10 protein-coding genes are annotated in these 17356 nt (G+C 37.4%); 7 read left to right on the plus strand and 3 right to left on the minus strand.

Annotation, left to right across the window (positions count from 1 at the left end; translation table 11 throughout):
- Nucleotides 1-35 precede the first annotated feature (35 nt).
- On the minus strand, nt 36-1100 hold the full coding sequence (gene prfA / locus ACY651_RS00340) for a peptide chain release factor 1 (RefSeq protein ID WP_462248527.1): 1065 nt from the start codon (nt 1098-1100) through the stop codon (nt 36-38).
- Between the two features lie 192 nt (nt 1101-1292).
- Here prfA and ACY651_RS00345 point away from each other — a divergent pair, with 192 nt between their 5' ends.
- On the plus strand, nt 1293-2525 hold the full coding sequence (locus ACY651_RS00345; protein WP_462248529.1) for an amidohydrolase family protein: 1233 nt from the start codon (nt 1293-1295) through the stop codon (nt 2523-2525).
- A gap of 51 nt (nt 2526-2576) precedes the next feature.
- Here ACY651_RS00345 and recO read toward each other — a convergent pair whose 3' ends face one another.
- Nucleotides 2577-3308: a DNA repair protein RecO gene (gene recO / locus ACY651_RS00350; RefSeq protein WP_462248531.1), complete on the minus strand. Its 732-nt coding sequence runs from the start codon at nt 3306-3308 to the stop codon at nt 2577-2579.
- Nucleotides 3309-3470: 162 nt separating this feature from the next.
- Between recO and ACY651_RS00355 the strand changes: the two genes are divergently transcribed.
- From ACY651_RS00355 to ACY651_RS00380, 6 genes are all read left to right on the plus strand, one after another.
- Nucleotides 3471-5930 carry an efflux RND transporter permease subunit gene (locus ACY651_RS00355; protein ID WP_462248533.1) on the plus strand — a complete coding sequence of 820 codons (2460 nt, stop codon included), beginning with the start codon at nt 3471-3473 and terminating at the stop codon, nt 5928-5930.
- 131 nt (nt 5931-6061) lie between these two features.
- Nucleotides 6062-9307 carry a SusC/RagA family TonB-linked outer membrane protein gene (locus tag ACY651_RS00360; RefSeq protein ID WP_462248535.1) on the plus strand — a complete coding sequence of 1082 codons (3246 nt, stop codon included), beginning with the start codon at nt 6062-6064 and terminating at the stop codon, nt 9305-9307.
- A 20-nt stretch (nt 9308-9327) separates the two neighbouring features.
- The gene (locus tag ACY651_RS00365; protein WP_462248537.1) at nt 9328-10746 is read left to right on the plus strand and encodes a RagB/SusD family nutrient uptake outer membrane protein; all 1419 of its coding nucleotides are present in this window, start codon (nt 9328-9330) and stop codon (nt 10744-10746) included.
- A gap of 202 nt (nt 10747-10948) precedes the next feature.
- A complete protein-coding gene (locus tag ACY651_RS00370; RefSeq protein WP_462248539.1) occupies nt 10949-14002 on the plus strand; it encodes a SusC/RagA family TonB-linked outer membrane protein in 3054 nt (1017 codons plus the stop codon).
- 82 nt (nt 14003-14084) lie between these two features.
- Entirely contained in the window at nt 14085-15578 is a 1494-nt protein-coding gene (locus ACY651_RS00375) for a RagB/SusD family nutrient uptake outer membrane protein (RefSeq protein WP_462248541.1), read from the plus strand.
- 15 nt (nt 15579-15593) lie between these two features.
- Nucleotides 15594-16181, plus strand: coding sequence for a hypothetical protein (locus ACY651_RS00380; RefSeq protein WP_462248543.1), 588 nt, complete (start codon nt 15594-15596; stop codon nt 16179-16181).
- 122 nt (nt 16182-16303) lie between these two features.
- On the opposite strand, the gene ACY651_RS00385 is transcribed toward ACY651_RS00380, so the two are convergent.
- Nucleotides 16304-17356: redoxin domain-containing protein (locus tag ACY651_RS00385; protein WP_462248545.1), on the minus strand; the 1053-nt coding region annotated here is incomplete at its 5' end.

Below are 17356 nucleotides of genomic sequence, written 5' to 3' on the forward strand. Positions count from 1 at the left end.
TAGCTGAATTTGTAAAATAGTTGCAACCTTAAATATTAATTCTGTGCAACCAATTTTTCTGAATTTTCGGCAAACTGCAGCGCCTCTAAAAACTCCTGAATTTCGCCATTTAGAACACTGTCTAAATTATAAACTGTAAGCCCAATTCTGTGGTCGGTAACACGGCCCTGCGGAAAATTGTAGGTGCGTATTTTAGCACTCCTGTCGCCGGTGCTTACCAAACTTTTGCGTAAGTGCGAAATAGCTTCTTCCGCTTTTCTTACTTCTTCATCATAAAGCTTTGTACGCAACATTTCCATGGCCTTTAATTTATTACCCAACTGGCTCCGGTCTGTTTGGCACATTACCACAATACCTGTAGGCTTGTGGGTTAAAAAAACCTTAGTTTCTACTTTGTTTACATTTTGGCCGCCGGCACCACCGCTTCGGGCAGTTTCCATTTTTACGTCGCTTTCTTTCAACTCAAAATCTACTTCTTCTGCCTCGGGCATTATGGCCACCGTTACTGCACTGGTATGCACACGGCCCTGGCTTTCGGTGTTAGGCACACGCTGTACACGGTGTACACCACTTTCAAATTTCAGGGTGCCGTACACATCATCACCCACCACTTCTATTTGTACTTCTTTATAGCCACCAACAGTACCTTCACTTTCGCTAAGCAAAGCCGTTTTCCAGCCCTTCTTCTCAAAATATTTTAAATACATTCTTAAAAGATCACCGGCAAAAAGCGAAGCTTCATCACCACCCGTACCGGCACGAATTTCCAGTATCGCATTTTTTTCATCAAATGGATCTTTGGGTATCAGCATTTGCCTTAAAGAAACTTCCAGTTGTATTTTCTTTTCTTCCAAAGCCGGCAGTTCCTGCTTGGCCAGCTCACGCATTTCGGTATCGTCGCTGTTTAATACTTCTTTATTAAATTCAATGTCATCCAAAACTTTCACGTATTCGTTACGGCCATTTACAATTTTTTCAAGGCTGCGGTATTCTTTACTAATGGCAGTAAATTTTTTATTGTCGCTCACAATCTCCGGATTGGTAAGCGAAACGCCTAAATTGTCGAACCTTCCTTTTATAGCATCTAATTTATCTAACATACGCCTGTGCCCCGTAGGGAAAATTTATTATGTTTTTATTGTTTTTTGTACCGGGCTTTTGCAATTCTATTAAACTTCATTGGCGTCGCACTCTTCAACCACATAACTTTGCTGAACTTTAATTATGTTTTGCAATTAGCTTTTCCCGATTCTTATCGGGACGGCAAATTTACAATTTATCAACCAATCATTTTGTACAGAAAATTTTCGGCCCATAATATTTTTACCGGACAAGCCATGTTGCCGCAAGGCAATGTTTTAATTACCAATGCCAGCGGGGTTGTAAAAGAAATTATTGCTTTAAAAGATGCTGGTGATGATATTGAATTTTTTGACGGCCTGCTTTGCCCCGGTTTTGTAAATGCCCATTGCCATTTAGAGCTTTCGCATTTAAAAGGATTGATACCTGAGAAAACAGGATTAGTGGATTTTGTTTTTAAAATTATTACCGAAAGGCATTTTGCCGAAGAACAAATTTTAGCTGCCATTGAAACTGCAGAAAATGAAATGTTGCAAAACGGTATTGTTGCAGTGGGAGATATTTGTAATAACACCTTAACCATTATGCAAAAGAAAAAACAGCGGCTGTTGTATCATAATTTTATTGAAGTAAGTGGCTTTGTGCCTGCAACTGCACATGAAAGGTTTGAAAGAGCAAAAGCAATTTTGTCAGAATACCAATCAGAAGAAAAAAATGTTCAACATTCAATGTTCAACATTCAATGTTCAACATTAAGCCCACATGCACCATACTCAGTTTCCCCTAAATTGTTTGAGTTAATTAATAGCGCAACTGCAAATAATATACTAACCATCCACAATCAGGAAACTGAAGCCGAAGAAGACTTTATAAAAAATAAAACCGGAGATTTTTTACGCCTCTATCAAAAAATGGGCATTGATATTTCATTCTTTACACCAACAGGAAAAAGCAGTTTGCAAAGCTGGTATCCTCACCTTAATAAAAATCAATCCACTATCTTAGTTCATAATGTTACAACAAAAAAAGAAGATATTGAATTTATAAAACTATCCCCGAAAAAATCGGGACAAGCAACCATCAACCATCAACTATCAACTATTTTTTTCTGCCTTTGCCCCAATGCCAACCTCTATATCACCAACTCATTACCCAATGTAAATATGCTTATGGAAAAAGACTGCAATATTGTTATAGGCACCGATAGTCTTGCATCAAATCATCAATTAAATATTTTAGAAGAAATAAAAACACTCCACAAAAATTTCTCTGACATTAAATTAGAAACCATGCTGCAATGGGCTACAATTAATGGCGCCAAAGCTTTACAAATGGAAAATGTATTGGGCAGTTTTGAAAAAAATAAAAAACCGGGTGTTGTTTTAATTGAGGGGATAGAAAACCTGCAAGTCGATAAAACCTCAACTTTAAAAAGGGTTTTGTAAGAATGCAAATGTATTTATCCGTGTAAATCTGTGTAATCTGTTGCCAACGTATTACAGCACCTCATGCAACACCATCAGTGTTTTCATTTGCCCAAAATCCGAAATATGCAACGCATAATAACTTTGGTAACTTAACAACAATTTCCTTCGTATCTCGTGGTTTAAACTAAAACTTTCCAGTTCGTAAGGCTGCATTACTTTAAGCAATTGCGATGTAAGCCGGGCACTTTCTCCCTCAATAAAATACGGATGTGCAGGCTGATGATTGATAAAAATACCTTCCTGCAAATCTAAAAAAGTATCTGCAGCAGTGTAATTATCTGCAATTCTAAAACCAAAAAAATGGGCCAGGTGCAAAGCAAAAAATAAAGGAAAATTGGCGCCCACTTTTTTACTGCTTTTATCTAATTCCGTCAGTGCTTCTTCACAAAAATTAAAAAGATCGGCATTGGCTTCGGGTTGCTTTAAACATTTTTGCAACAGCTCCACCATAAAAGAGGCAATGCTGTTTTTAATAACATCAGTTAAAACGGTATCAAATAAAAAAGCCCAGCTAAATTCTTTAATGCGGTGCATGGGTTTGTTTTCGCTGTGGTAAACTATTAAATCCAGCACCGCTGCCGGCTGAAAATAATTGGCTTTTGCAGCACCCTTTTTAGCACTGCGTACTCCATTTACCATATAGGTTTGCACACCAAATAATTCGGTAAAAATGGTTACCACCAAACTGGTTTCGCCATATTTTATGGCTCGTAATACTATGCCTTTTGTTTTGTGTGTCATGATGCCCCCAGCCCCTAAAGGGGAGTTTTGTACTCTGACAATTGCTATGTCTTTTCAAAAATAACGAACATTACTGTAGCAATAGTTAATGCGATCCAATTCAAATTAACGTTCTTTGCAAATCATAAATCATAAATCCGAAATCGTAAATCTAAAATATTTATGTGGCAACGTTTAGGAAATTTTGTAATTAAAAACAGATTGATTCTTTTAATTGTATTGTTTGCAATATCTGGCGTAATGGGCTTTTATGCCAGCAAAGTAAAATTGGGTTACGAATTTGCAAAAGCCATTCCGGTTGATAACCCCAAATATTTAGATTATAAAGCTTTTCAGCAAAGGTTTGGCGATGATGGTAATGTTTTGGTAATGGGCATTAAAACGGACATTTTTTTTAATCCTGCGGTTTTTAAAAAATATTACCAGCTGCATAAACAATTAAAAAATGTGGAGTATGTAGAAGATGTGTTAAGCATACCTGCAGCCATCACTTTGCAAAAAGATTCAGCAACAGAAAAACTGGTACCTGTAAAAATATTTTCAGATGAAATTATTGAAAGCGGATCGTTGGATACTGCTAAAAATAAATTTCTCAACCTTTCTTTTTATAAATATAAATTATACAACCCCGATGAGCAGGCTTATGCAATGGCCGTAAGAATTAACAAAGAAGCACTCAACTCTGCAAAGCGTACAAAAATTGTAGATGATATTACACATGCAGTAAATGAATTTGAAGCATCAACAAAAATAGAAACGCATTTAAGCGGCCTGCCACTAATAAGAACAGTTGTAGGTGACAGGATAAAAAAAGAAATGAGCTTTTTTTTAATAGGCTCGTTGGTTTTAAGTGCATTAATTTTATTGTTATTTTTCAGATCAGTGAGTACTACTTTACTTTCTCTGCTTGTAGTATTGTTAGGTGTAGTCTGGAGTTTAGGTGTATTGCAATTGTGCGGCTACAAAATAAGTTTACTCACAGCATTAATTCCACCGTTAGTAGTGGTTATCGGCATTCCCAATTGCATTTATTTTATTAATAAATACCACACTTCCTGGCTAAAACTTCAAGCGGGTACAAAACCCCTGGAGGGTTCTTTAAGTCCGTTTCAGTTATCAAGTACAACCCTCCAGGGGTTTAAAGAAAAAGCCCTGTTGGATATGGTAAGCAAAATGGGAGTGGTAACTTTATTTTGTAACATTACTGCTGCCATTGGCTTTGCTGTTTTTGCTTTAACCAAAAGTGCTATTTTAAAAGAGTTTGGGGTAGTGGCAGGCATAAGCATCATGATGATATTTTTTATCTCGTTTATCTTATTACCGGCAGCACTCAGTTATTTACCTGCACCCAACGCATCGCAAACAAAATATCTAACCAACCGCTGGCTTACTTCTTTTTTATTAAGCATAGAAAAATGGGTAATGCACCATAAAAAAATTGTTTACGGTGTAACAGCAGCCATTTTAATTTTTTCTGTTGCCGGAATTTTTAAATTAAAAAGTGTGGCATTTATTGTAGATGATTTACCTAAAACAGATAAAATTTATACCGATCTTAAATTTTTTGAAACCAACTTTAAAGGTGTAATGCCACTGGAAATTGTGCTGGACACAAAAAAGCCAAAAGGCATTTTAAAATCTACTGTTGATATTAATAAAATTGCTTTTTTCCAGGATTCATTTTTAGCAAAGCAAAAAAATATTGCCAAGCCTCTTTCGGTAGTTGATGGTATAAAATTTACTTACCAGGCTGTAAGCGAAGGTAGCGGCGATTCTACCTATACTTTACCTGCATTTGGAAATCCATTAAAAGACCTTCATGATAAATTAAGGCAGATTAATGTAAGGCGGGAGAGTAAAGAAATGACAGCAGGCGATTCAGCATCCATAAAATTGGTGGGTTCATTTATTGACTCTACCGAGCAGTTTTTACGCATTAGCATGAGCATGGCAGATGTGGGCACAAAAGAACTTGGCCCGGTGGTAGATTCAATTACATTAAATGCCAACAGAATTTTAAATAATACCGACAGTATTGAAATTAAAGACACTGGAAAAACAATCTATAATATAACGGTAACCGGCTCAAGCTCTACTTTTTTAGAGGGCAGTAAGTTTATTGTAAACGGATTAAAAGAAAGTATTTTCTGGGCATTTCTATTAATAGCTTTTTGCATGCTGTATCTTTTTAAATCGGCACGTATTTTATTATGCTCATTAATACCCAATTTAATTCCGCTGGTAATTACTGCAGGTGTAATGGGCTGGGTGGGCATTGCGTTAAAGCCATCTACAGTATTGGTTTTTAGCGTGGCACTCGGTATTGCAATTGACATCACCATTAGGTTTTTAGTAAACTATAAACAGGAATTACCCACTTATAATAATGATGTTACCGCTACTGTAAGCGCCACCATAAAAAATACCGGGTTAAGTATAGTTTACACCTCCCTGGTTTTAATTGCAGGGTTTATAATTTTTTGCTTTAGCGGGTTTGGAGGTACTAAAGCTTTGGGTTGGCTTACTTCGTTAACGCTGTTGGTAGGTACGCTAACCAATTTAATTTTGCTGCCGGTGCTGTTGTTGGGGAGTAGTTCTAAAAGGCCAAAAAACAGGGTTTAACTAATAAAAGATCTTCAAAAACGAAGGATAAACGGCTTTAAAAGCAGCTAAAAGGCAAAAAAAATTGTCTGCTAAAAAAATATTATCACAATTGTCAATTATCTTTGTTTCAACACTAAATTAACAAGCAAATGAGAAAACTGATTTTAACATTATCAGCAGTACTTGTATTTGTACTTACTGCTGTAGCACAAAACCGTTCAATTACAGGAACGGTAACAAATGAAAACAACACCCCATTAGAAGGGGTTACGGTTATTTCTCCCGATGGAAAACAGGGTACACAAACCGACAAAGACGGTAAATTTTCATTAAGTATCCCCCTTTCTGTCAAAAATCTTACTTTTTCTTTTGTAAATTATCAAACAGAAGTAAGAGCAATCAGGCAATCATTAGTTTTAAATGTTACCTTAAAAACAGCTGACTCTAAGTTAGAAGAAGTTGTAGTTATAGGTTATGGTACACAAAAAAGGAAAGATGCCACTGCGGCCATTTCCACTATCAACAGCAACAGTATTAAAAACATACCTGCACAAAGTTTTGACCAGTTATTGTCTGGTAAAGCTGCCGGGTTAAATGTTATTATTCCTAATGGTGTATTAAATAACCCCCCTGTAGTAAGGGTAAGGGGTGTAAATTCTATAAACGGTAGTTCTTTCCCATTAGTAATTATTGATGGTGTGCCTGCTTTTACCGGTGATGCCTCTACAAACTCTGCTGCAAATAATGCCTTAGCATCTATCAATCCTTCGGATATTGAAGATATCACAATTTTAAAAGATGCTGCTGCTTCTGCAATTTATGGCAGCCGTGCTGCAAATGGTGTAATGCTGGTTACCACTAAAAAAGGCAAGGCAGGCAAAGCAAAAATTACTTATGATGCATGGGTAGGCTGGACAGAGGCGTTTAATATTTTCGATGTACTGCGTGCACAAGACTACGTTACTTTAAAAAATGAAGCAGTACTTAATGCAAACTATCAAATACCAACCAGCGGGTTGGTTCCAGGCTTAGGTTTAACACCACCTGCGGCAGGGCAGCCAATTTTCTTTATGGATAATATTAACGGTCGGCCAGTTGATACACGTTGGGCAGATTATGTATATCAAAAAGGGATGCAGCATAATCATAATATAAGTATTAGCGGTGCCAATCAGGGTACTCGTTATTTTTTTAGTACAAACTATACAAAACAGAATGGTATTTTGCAAACCAACACTTTTGACAGAAAGCAAATTAGAATGAATGTTGATCAAAAGGTAAACGAATGGCTTAAAATTGGTGGTAGCATTAATTTTAGCAGAGGTACCGCATTTGCTCCTAACTCAGGTTCTTTACCTGGTACACCATTTAATACATCTGGTGCTGCCCGTTTGGCTTTTGTTACTGCACCAAATATTTCTCCATTTTTAGCGGATGGCAGTTATAATTATATTGGCAATCCCAATATAGTTTACACTGGCCAAAATAACCAAACACTCCGCAACAGTTTTAACCAAATTGGCCGCGGCAAAAACTTTGATCGCTCTGGTTTTACCAACCCAGCAATGGTTAGGGATATAAATCTTTTCTCATCAGTAAACGATCAGTTGATTGCAGATGTTAATGCCGAAGTGAAAATTGTAAAAGGCTTAATCTATCGTATTCAATACAGTGCTAATTATTTAAGTACAGAGGACAAGTCTTTCCAGAATGCGCTGCATGGCGATGGTATACAAACCACAGCACTAACTGATGATGGGCGTGCGTTTAACATTTTTGCCAAAAACAATATTGTTAATTTTCAAAATACCTTAACCTACGACAAGTCTATTAATAATACCCATAATTTTAATGTTTTGGCTGGTTCGGAAGAACTATCTAATAAAACTGACCGTTGGGGTGCTTCACGCTCTGGGTTAACCGAAAATTTTTATAACGAATACCAGGGTGGCTATTCTCAAAACGATAACCCTATTGGTAACCTTATTACTGAAAATTACCTTTTATCTTTCTTTGGCAGGTTAAATTACAATTATAAAAACAGGTATTATATTGCAGGAAACATCCGAAGAGATGGTTATTCTGCATTTGCCGATGGAAAAAAGTGGGGTAATTTTGGTGGTGTATCGTTAGGCTGGAACCTTAGTGACGAAAGTTTTTATAAGGATAGTAAAATGGCTAAAGTGCTTAATAAATTCAAACTCAGGGGTAGTTACGGTACTGTTGGTAACCTGTCCGCAGTTGGTAATTTTGGTTCACTCTCTACATTCAGCTCTGGTTTGTATGGCAATGGTTATTCCACATTATTTTACTCTCAGGCAGGTAATCAAAATCTTACATGGGAGACCAGTAATAAGTTAGATGTTGGTTTTGACTTCGGATTATTTGATGACCGGATTACAGGTGAATTTTCATATTATAAAACAGATTTAAGTGGATTGATTATTAATGTACCTACTCCTCCAAGTATGGGTATTCCGGGTAACAGCATTCAGTCCAACGCAGCAGCTATGTACAATAAGGGTATTGAATTAAACATTAATGCCGCAATTATTAGAAAGAATGATTTAAACTGGAATACTTACTTTAACCTCTCTACACTTAAAAACGAAGTAACTGAATTAGCTAATGGTGTACCACAAATTATTGGTACAACCCAATTAGAAAATACAAACATGACAAGGACCGGCTACTCCATAGGTACTTTTTTTGTTGTAAAATCAAATGGTGTTGACGCCGCTACTGGCAGAAGAATATTCGTAAATGCTGCAGGCCAGAATGTGTATTTTGATTTTTCTCAACCCACAGCCACCCGTTATAAATTTGCAGATGGTTCTACCGCACCGGCAATTGACATTGCTAAAGACGGTTATATGGCTGGCAATGCACTACCAACAGTATACGGTGGTATAGGCACTAATGTGGCTTATAAAGGATTCGATGTTTCTATTGATGCTATTTACAGCCTAGGTAACAAAGTATACTTTGGCAGCCGTGCAGGTTTATTAGATCAACGCTTTTGGAACAACTCCACAGAAGTATTAAGAAGATGGCAAAAAGCCGGGGATGTAACAGATATTCCAAAATTAATTTATAATGATAATATTTCTAACGGCTCTGCATTTCCAATAGATGCCAATTTGTATAATGGCAATTTTGTTAAGTTTAGAAATATAGCACTTGGCTACACGTTACCAGCCAAACTAATGGGAATGGCTAAGATTACCAGTGTACGTATGTATGCACAAATGACTAATCCTTTTACCATTACCAATTACCCGGGTAGCGACCCTGAAATTTCTGTAAATGGTAATACTGCACTTACGCCTGGTGTTGACAGAAATACCATCGGCCAATCCCGTACATTAACTATAGGTGTAAACTTAATTTTCTAAACTGCTAAAGAATTTTTTATATGAACATAAATAAAATAATAAACAATACACTTATTCTTGTTGCAATTGCAGCACTGGCAGTAAGCTGTAAAAAAGAGAAACTGAGTCCGGTACCACAAACTAACTTGTCGGATTTGGTGGCATTTGCCACACCAGATAGAATAGAGCAACAGGTTAACGGAATTTACGCCGCAATGAAAAATGGCAATTTTTTAGGAGGCCGCGGTTTAGTATATAATGATGTAAGAGGCGAAAACTGGTTAAATGTTACCGGTAATGGCGTAACTGCATTGGGTGTTTGGAATTATTCTGTAGTATCTACCGATAATCAGGTAGAAGGTATGTGGGGTGCTGGTTATGCTGCCATTAACCGGGCCAATGTGGTGTTGGAGGGTATTGATGCAAATGCCGGTGTTATTAGTGCCGCAAAAGCAAGTGCTTATAAAGCCGAGGCAAGATTCTGCAGGGCGGTTAGTTATTTTTACCTCACTACTTTGTACGGAAAGAAATCGTACACAGCCGATGCCGGTGCCTCTTTAGGCATACCACTTAGGTTAACAGCAGCAAAAGGTAGTGGTGGCGAAGCTTTGGCAAGAGCCACACAGGCACAGGTATTTACACAAATTTTGGATGATCTAACTTTTGCAGAAAATAATCTGCCTGCTAAATATGCAAGCGGAGACAGCAATGTGGTTAGAGCACATAAAAATGCAGCCATTGCATTTAAAACAAGGGTGTATTTGCATATGGGTAATTATCCCGCAGTAATTACCGAGGCAAATAAAATTGTACCTGCTACTGGCCCTTTTACTGCAGGTACCACAGGGGTTAACCACAGTTTAAATGCAAACTTTGTTAATGTATTCCGTACACCTTATACCACTACTGAATCTATATTTAGTTTGCCGATGACGGTTACTAACCAACCAGGCACTCAAAACGGTTTATCATCATATCATAACTCAGAGTTTGGTTTAAACCCTGCTGGTATAATTGCAGATGCCAACTGGAAATCAACTGATGCCAGAAAAACACTGGTTACTTCATCGCAACGGTATCAAAAGTATAACGATGATGTAAGCAACTGGGTAGCTATAATACGCTACAGTGAGGTATTGCTTAACCTGGCTGAAGCCTTAGCCCGCCAAAATACTGTTATAGATGTAAGGGCACTGGCTTTAGTAAATGCAGTGCGTCAACGCAGCGATGCTACCACTACGCATACCCCATTAACCCAGGCAGATTTAGTAAATATTATTTTAAATGAGCGTAATATTGAGTTATTAGGTGAAGGTCACCGCTCTATTGATTTACAGCGTTTGGTTTTAGCGTTTCCTGCAAAGGGATCGCTGGCAGCAGTGCCGCCATCAGCACAAAACTATGTTTGGCCAATACCAGCTACAGAGTTATTGTACAATGGGCTTGCTGTGCAAAACTAAGCAGCTAATTTTTATACATAAATTGAGGCTGTTTTGTACTTCCGAGACAGCCTCAATTTATTTTGTAAGGTGATGGTGTAAGTTTTGAGAGGAACTCCATTTATATAGAGATAAGCAGCTAAAGCGCCTAAATAATTGCCTTACGTTATTAAATTATAACAATTGTGAATTATCTTTGTTTTAACACTAAACTAACAAGCAAATGAGAAAAACTTTAATTTTATTAATGTGCTCGTTTTTTGCATTAACGCAAGTAATGGCACAAAATCGTACAGTTACCGGTACAATTACAGATAGTAAAGGTAACCCTGTAGAAAAGGCATCAGTAACAGTAAAAGGAAGTTCAGTAGGAACTTCTTCTAATACTGCTGGTATTTTTTCAATAACTGTTTCGGAAACCGCAAAAATACTGATAGTTTCATCAGTAGATATGGTAACGCAGGAAGTTCCTATTACAGGCAACATTTTAAATATTGTATTAAAAGATAAAGGAGGTAATTTACAAGAAGTGGTTGTTACTGGTTATGGTGCTACCCGTAAAAGAAGAGATGAGGCGGGGGCAATTACAACAATTTCTGCAGCTCAATTAGAAAATAAGCCAAATATTTCAGTTGACAAAGGATTGCAAGGACAGGCAGCTGGTGTTTTGGTACAAGCTAATAACGGTATTCCCGGTGGAGCAATTAATGTACGCATAAGGGGTGCAGGATCTCTTAATGCTGGTAACAGTCCACTATATATTGTGGATGGTATTCAGTTGAATAACAGGGACGATGCAGGCTTTACACAATCTAACCCTTTAGCTTTTTTAAATCCTGATGATATTCAATCATTAGATGTTATAAAAGATGCAGCGTCAGCAGCTATTTATGGTTCAAATGCGGCAAACGGTGTTGTCATTATTACAACTAAAAAAGGCAGACCAGGTAAAACTAAATTCTCCTTAAATGCTTATAACGGTCAAGCGACAATCTTAAAAAAACTGGAGACAACAAATTCACAGCAATATTATCAACTTAGGTTAGAAGCAACTTCCAATGCCTCCAGTTTACCCATCAATACTTTATCTTCAAAACGTACAGTTTTAACCGAATTAAGGGTACCTGGAGCATCTGGTTTTACAGATAATCAGGCCGACTCTGCCGCTGCTGCACTTAAAACTTACGATTGGCAGGACGCAGTATTTAGAACCGGAAATATAAAAAATTATGAATTAAGTGCAAGTGGAGGTAATGAAAAAACTACTTTCAGGGTGTCAGCAAATATAACAAAACAAAGTACCACGATTACAAAAGCGGATTTTAATAGAGCTGGTTTAAGAGCTGATCTTACTAATAAAGCTACTGATAAATTAACCATAGGCACATCCATAAGTTTAAGCACATTTAATCAAAACACTCCTTTTGCAGTATCTGGGTCTTTCTTAGGAAACCCCGCTTTTTCTGCTGCAGGTATTATACCTGCTTTTCCTATTTACAACCCCGATGGTAGTTACTATGGTGTGCCGGGTACTGCCATTGCAAATTTGGGTGGTACATTAAATCAAAATATTGTTCAGGTTAATGATTACAACAGCGGCTTTAACAGAACAAATCAATTGGTTGGTAATTTTAACCTTGATTATAAAATAAACAGCTGGTTAACTTTTAAAGCATTTACTGGTCTTGATTACAGACTTGTACAAGGTAAAATTGTAAGGGATGCAAGGACAGCAGATGGGTTTAATTTTAAAGGAAATGTATTTGTTCAAAGTAACTGGAATACAAACATTAATACATACGGGACATTAAATTTTATTAAAACAATTGGTGATAAACATAAAATTGACTCACGTGTAGGTTATGAGTACCGTCAGGAAAATAATGCTGGCATCACTGCAAATGGACAAGGCTTCCCTACCTTTCAGTTTACCTCATTACAAAACGCAGCGACACCTGTTGCAGTAGGTGAATTTTTTAGTGGGTTTAGAAGGAATGCTGTGTTTGGAGATTTAAACTATAATTACGACAGTAAATATATTATAGGCGTTGTTGGCCGTTACGACGGCTCTTCAAGATTTGGTAGCGGGAATCAATATGGTTTATTTTATGGTGTAAAAGGTGCATGGAATATTGACAGAGAGAATTTTTTAGCCAATTCTAAAACAATTTCTGCTCTAAGACTAAGATTGAGTTATGGATCAACAGGTAACGATCAGATAGGAAACTTTGATGCGTTAGGGTTATTTGGTGGTGGTGGAATTTACAACGGTGGTGCTGGCATTGCTTACTCGCAGTTGGCTAACCCTAATTTAAAATGGGAGACTACAACGCTTTCAAACATAGGGATAGATTTAGGTTTATTTAATAGCAGGGCGAATATTACAGCGGAAGTTTACAATAAACAGACTAAAGATGTGTTGATAAATTTGCCACTTCAATCTACCACAGGTTTTACTTCAATTGCTTATAATGTTGGTAAAACAGAAAACAGAGGTATTGAAATGGAATTAAAAGGCGATATTATACAAGCAAAAAGAACCGGAGGTTTTAACTGGAATGCAAACTTTAATTTTGCATATAATGCCCAAAAAGTAAAAGCTTTATATGGTGGTAATCAAATATTACCAGGTGATCCTACTATTAGAGTGGGAGAACCAATTAGCATTGCATTCACACAAAGATATGCTGGTGTTAACCCGGCTACAGGGAGGGCAATGTGGTTAGATACTTTGGGCAACCTTACTTACTCGGTGCTGCCAAAAGACAGGGTAGTAATAGGACCAACTTTATTAGCTCCTTATTATGGCGGATTGTCTAATACCTTCACTTATAAGGGCGTTTCTTTAAATGTGCTCTTTAATTATGAATATGGCAGATATACTTCTGATGGTCAAATAAATTTTCTACGTGAATCATCAGGACGTATAAATTTTCTTACAGACATTTATCAAAACAGATGGACAGCACCTGGCCAGCTTACATCAGTACCAAGGCAGAATTTAGCTACAGAAGCCAAAAGCACGGGTTCTGCTGGCGGGAGCCGTACATTTTTTAAGGCAGATTATATTCGGTTAAGAAATTTAGAAATAGCCTATAATTTTCCGACTGAGGCAATTTCAAAACTAAAACTAAGCAATGCAAGATTTTATGTGCAGGGTACTAATCTTTGGACTTACAGCGACTGGTTTAGTTACGATATAGAATTTGTGGGAGTTGCAACTGGTATAATACCACAAACCCGAAACATAACTGTGGGGCTTCAGGTTGGCTTTTAATAAAATTATCACCTTAAATTAATTTATAATGAATAAAAATATTTTTAAAATTTTTTCATGTTGCTTTTTTGCATTTGCAATCATGAGCTGTAAAAAGCAATTGGAAATTGCTCCAAGGCAATCTATCGATGCCGCTACAGCGCTTAATTCTAAAGATGCCGTTGAGGCATCTATAACAGCAATTTATGCCCGTTTTAAAAGTGCAAGGCTTTACGGTCGTGATTTAATAGCAGTTGCTGAGGCACTTTCAGATAATGGTGTTGCAACCAATAAATCTGGTAGGCTTTTACCAGAAGCACAAAATAACCAAGGGGCTACTTTTACAACAGCTATTTGGACAAGTGGTTACGGTGGTATCAATCAAATTAATCTTACTTTAGAAGCAATACCTAAATTAGCCGGTGTAACTTCTGTCGAGGCAGATAGGTGGCAGGGGCAACTGTTGTTCCTTCGAGCCTTATCTTACTTTGAAATGATGAAGGCCTACGCTTACATACCCGGTGCTGTTGTAACAGCACAAGATAGAGGTGGCGTACCTGTTATTACAAAAGGTATTCAAACTGCTGATTTTGCACTTACATTTTTACCAAGCAGGCCTCCGATTGATGATGTTTATAAACAAATTGTAGATGACTTTACTCTTGCTAATGCCAAATTGCTTAACACAGCTACGGGAGTTGCAACAAGTTTGGCAAGTAAAGCCGCTGCCCAGGCAATGCTGGCAAGAGTAAATTTATATACCAAAAATTATAGCGAAGCTAAACGCTGGGCTGATTCATGTATTACATTAGTAGGTAGCCGCCTTTCAACCACCGGGAGCTATGTTGCAGGATGGAGAGCGGAACATCACCCTGAGGCATTGTTTCAAATTCGTTTTGCAACTGCAACAGAAAATATAGGAGTTAATGAATCCTTACAAACGTCATATTCAACTTTAGTTACACCCGGTAACACAACAGCTACTGGCGGATTTGGCGATTTAGTTCCTTCAATAACACTGCTTAACGATCTTGGAATTGCATTAACAGGGGGTATGACAATAGCCAATTTTAGTTTACCTGCATCTATCGCAACAAGAACCACAGATGTGCGTAATTTAGTTTTTGAGCCTGGAACTTCCGGAAGAGGCAATGCCAAAGTAGAGTGTACAAAATTTCTTGGAAGGAGCGGCGTAATCAATTTAGACAATGTACCAGTAATAAGAATTGCAGAAGTTTACCTGATACGTGCAGAAGTACAAGCTACAGCTGGTTCGTCAGTATTAAATCTAACAAATGCATTAGCAGATCTAAAAGCTATTAAGTCAAGAAGATATACAGACTATACCGGTTCGGCACAGGAAATTGCAGATAATGCAGCCCCCCAACCAGTATTATTTGACGAAATTTTTCGCCAGCGTAGAATTGAACTTGCCTTTGAAGGTCAAAGATTTTTTGATTTTAAACGTCTTGGAAGAGACTTAGTTAAAGCACCACACTATAATACCGTTGCATTTACAGATACCAGAATACTGGCTCCAATTTTACAGGGTGATGTAGATGGTAATCCCAATCTTAAACAAAACCTCGGTTATTAAAATAAATAAATAAACATGAAAAAAAATATTATAACAACTACTATATTAGCGCTATTCCTTTTTGCAGGCTGTATTAAAAATGATCCTGTTATTGTTTCCGGTGCTGTAGCTGAATTTGATGCTACTGCTTTAAATTCAAATGCTGCAGGCTTAACCTATCCAATACTCGGTCGCAATCCCGGATATGGAAGAGTAGCAAACACTACAGATTCTACATTGCGCAGGTATGTTCAAACTATTAGGCTAAGAGTGAACTTGGTTGGAGCACAATCAGCCCAGGACCAAACAGTGGGGTATTCTTTATTTACTACTGCACCAATTACTACTTTTGCAATGCCTGCTACAATTAGCGGGCAAACTCCAGCAGCAGCAGCAGCAACACTTAACGTAAGCCTTGCAGCATCTGGTACCGATTTTACTGCACTGAGTGGAATATTAACAATTCCTAAAAATAGTTCATTCGGATTCTTAGATCTGCCAATTTTAGCAAAAACTGCTACAGCTGGTGAGGGTAAGTTTGTAGGCATTACTTTAAATAATGCAGGAACTATTAAAGCATCAGTAAACTATAGCCAGTTAGGTTTAGTAATAGATCAACGTTAATTAATTAAAAAACATAATTAAAAAAGGCTGCTTCAATGGAAAGCAGCTTTTTTTGTATAATTAATTGTAGTACAACTTGTAGCCAATGCATAAATTTTTATAAATCAATAATTTACTTGTACTCATTTCAACACCTCTCCCAACTTCCCCAACAATTCTTCTCCCCTTAAATTATTGGCAATTATTTTCCCTTGCGGATCAACCAAAACATTGTACGGTATTCCATTCAAACCATACAAGCCAACTGCGGCACTGCTCCAGTATTTTAAATCGCTGATGTGCTGCCAGCTTAGGCCATCATCCTGTATTGCTTTTAACCAGGATGCTTTATCCTTATCGAGTGATACACCCAGCACGGTAAAATTTTTATTTTTAAACTGATTGTAGGCAGCCACTACATTAGGGTTTTCGGCACGGCAGGGGCCACACCAGCTGGCCCAAAAATCTACCAGTACATATTTACCTTTTAACTGGCTTAACGAAAAAGGTTTATCGTCTACATCGTTCATGGTAATATCAGGAGCCATGCTGCCAATAGCAGCTTTACTTTGAGATTGTTGTTGCTGTGCTGCTAATTGCTGCTGCTCCTGGGTTGCCAGTTGTTGTTTTGCAAAATTGGCAAAAGATATTATGCCATTGTTTTTTGGGAAACGCTGTACTAATTTTTGCAGCGGCAACTGAATTTGTTTTATGTCAACTGGCGCACCGGTAGAAGCAAACAAAGCCATGGCAGGGCTTTGTGCTGTATCGGCATATTTAAAACAAAATTTTGTCATGGTTTCTTTTGCACTGTTGAAAGAAGTTTCTGTTGCTACTGAAATACTATCGCTGGCATTGGCGCCACTTTGTTTTAATTGCGTTAATGCGGCATAAGATTCCTGAACTTTTTTCATCAGGCTATCGTGGATACCAATAAATTTTTTTAAAGAACTGTTGGCAGCAGATGAAAAGGAAGGGCCGGTTAAACTTACATCGTTTAAATCGGCGGTAAAATTTATATTGTTGTTATCATTGATAAAAAGAAAACCATTAGTCAGTTTTTCCAACCGTATGCGGTAAATTCCTTCTTCGGCAGCAATGCCGGTAAGGATGAATTTTCCGTTTTTTATTTCGGCAGTATCTATTACTTCCGGATCTTTTTGGCCAAAAGATAATTCTTCTAAATAGGCTTTTTG

The organism is Ferruginibacter sp. (assembly GCF_031391665.1).
Classification (GTDB): Bacteria; Bacteroidota; Bacteroidia; order Chitinophagales; family Chitinophagaceae; genus Ferruginibacter.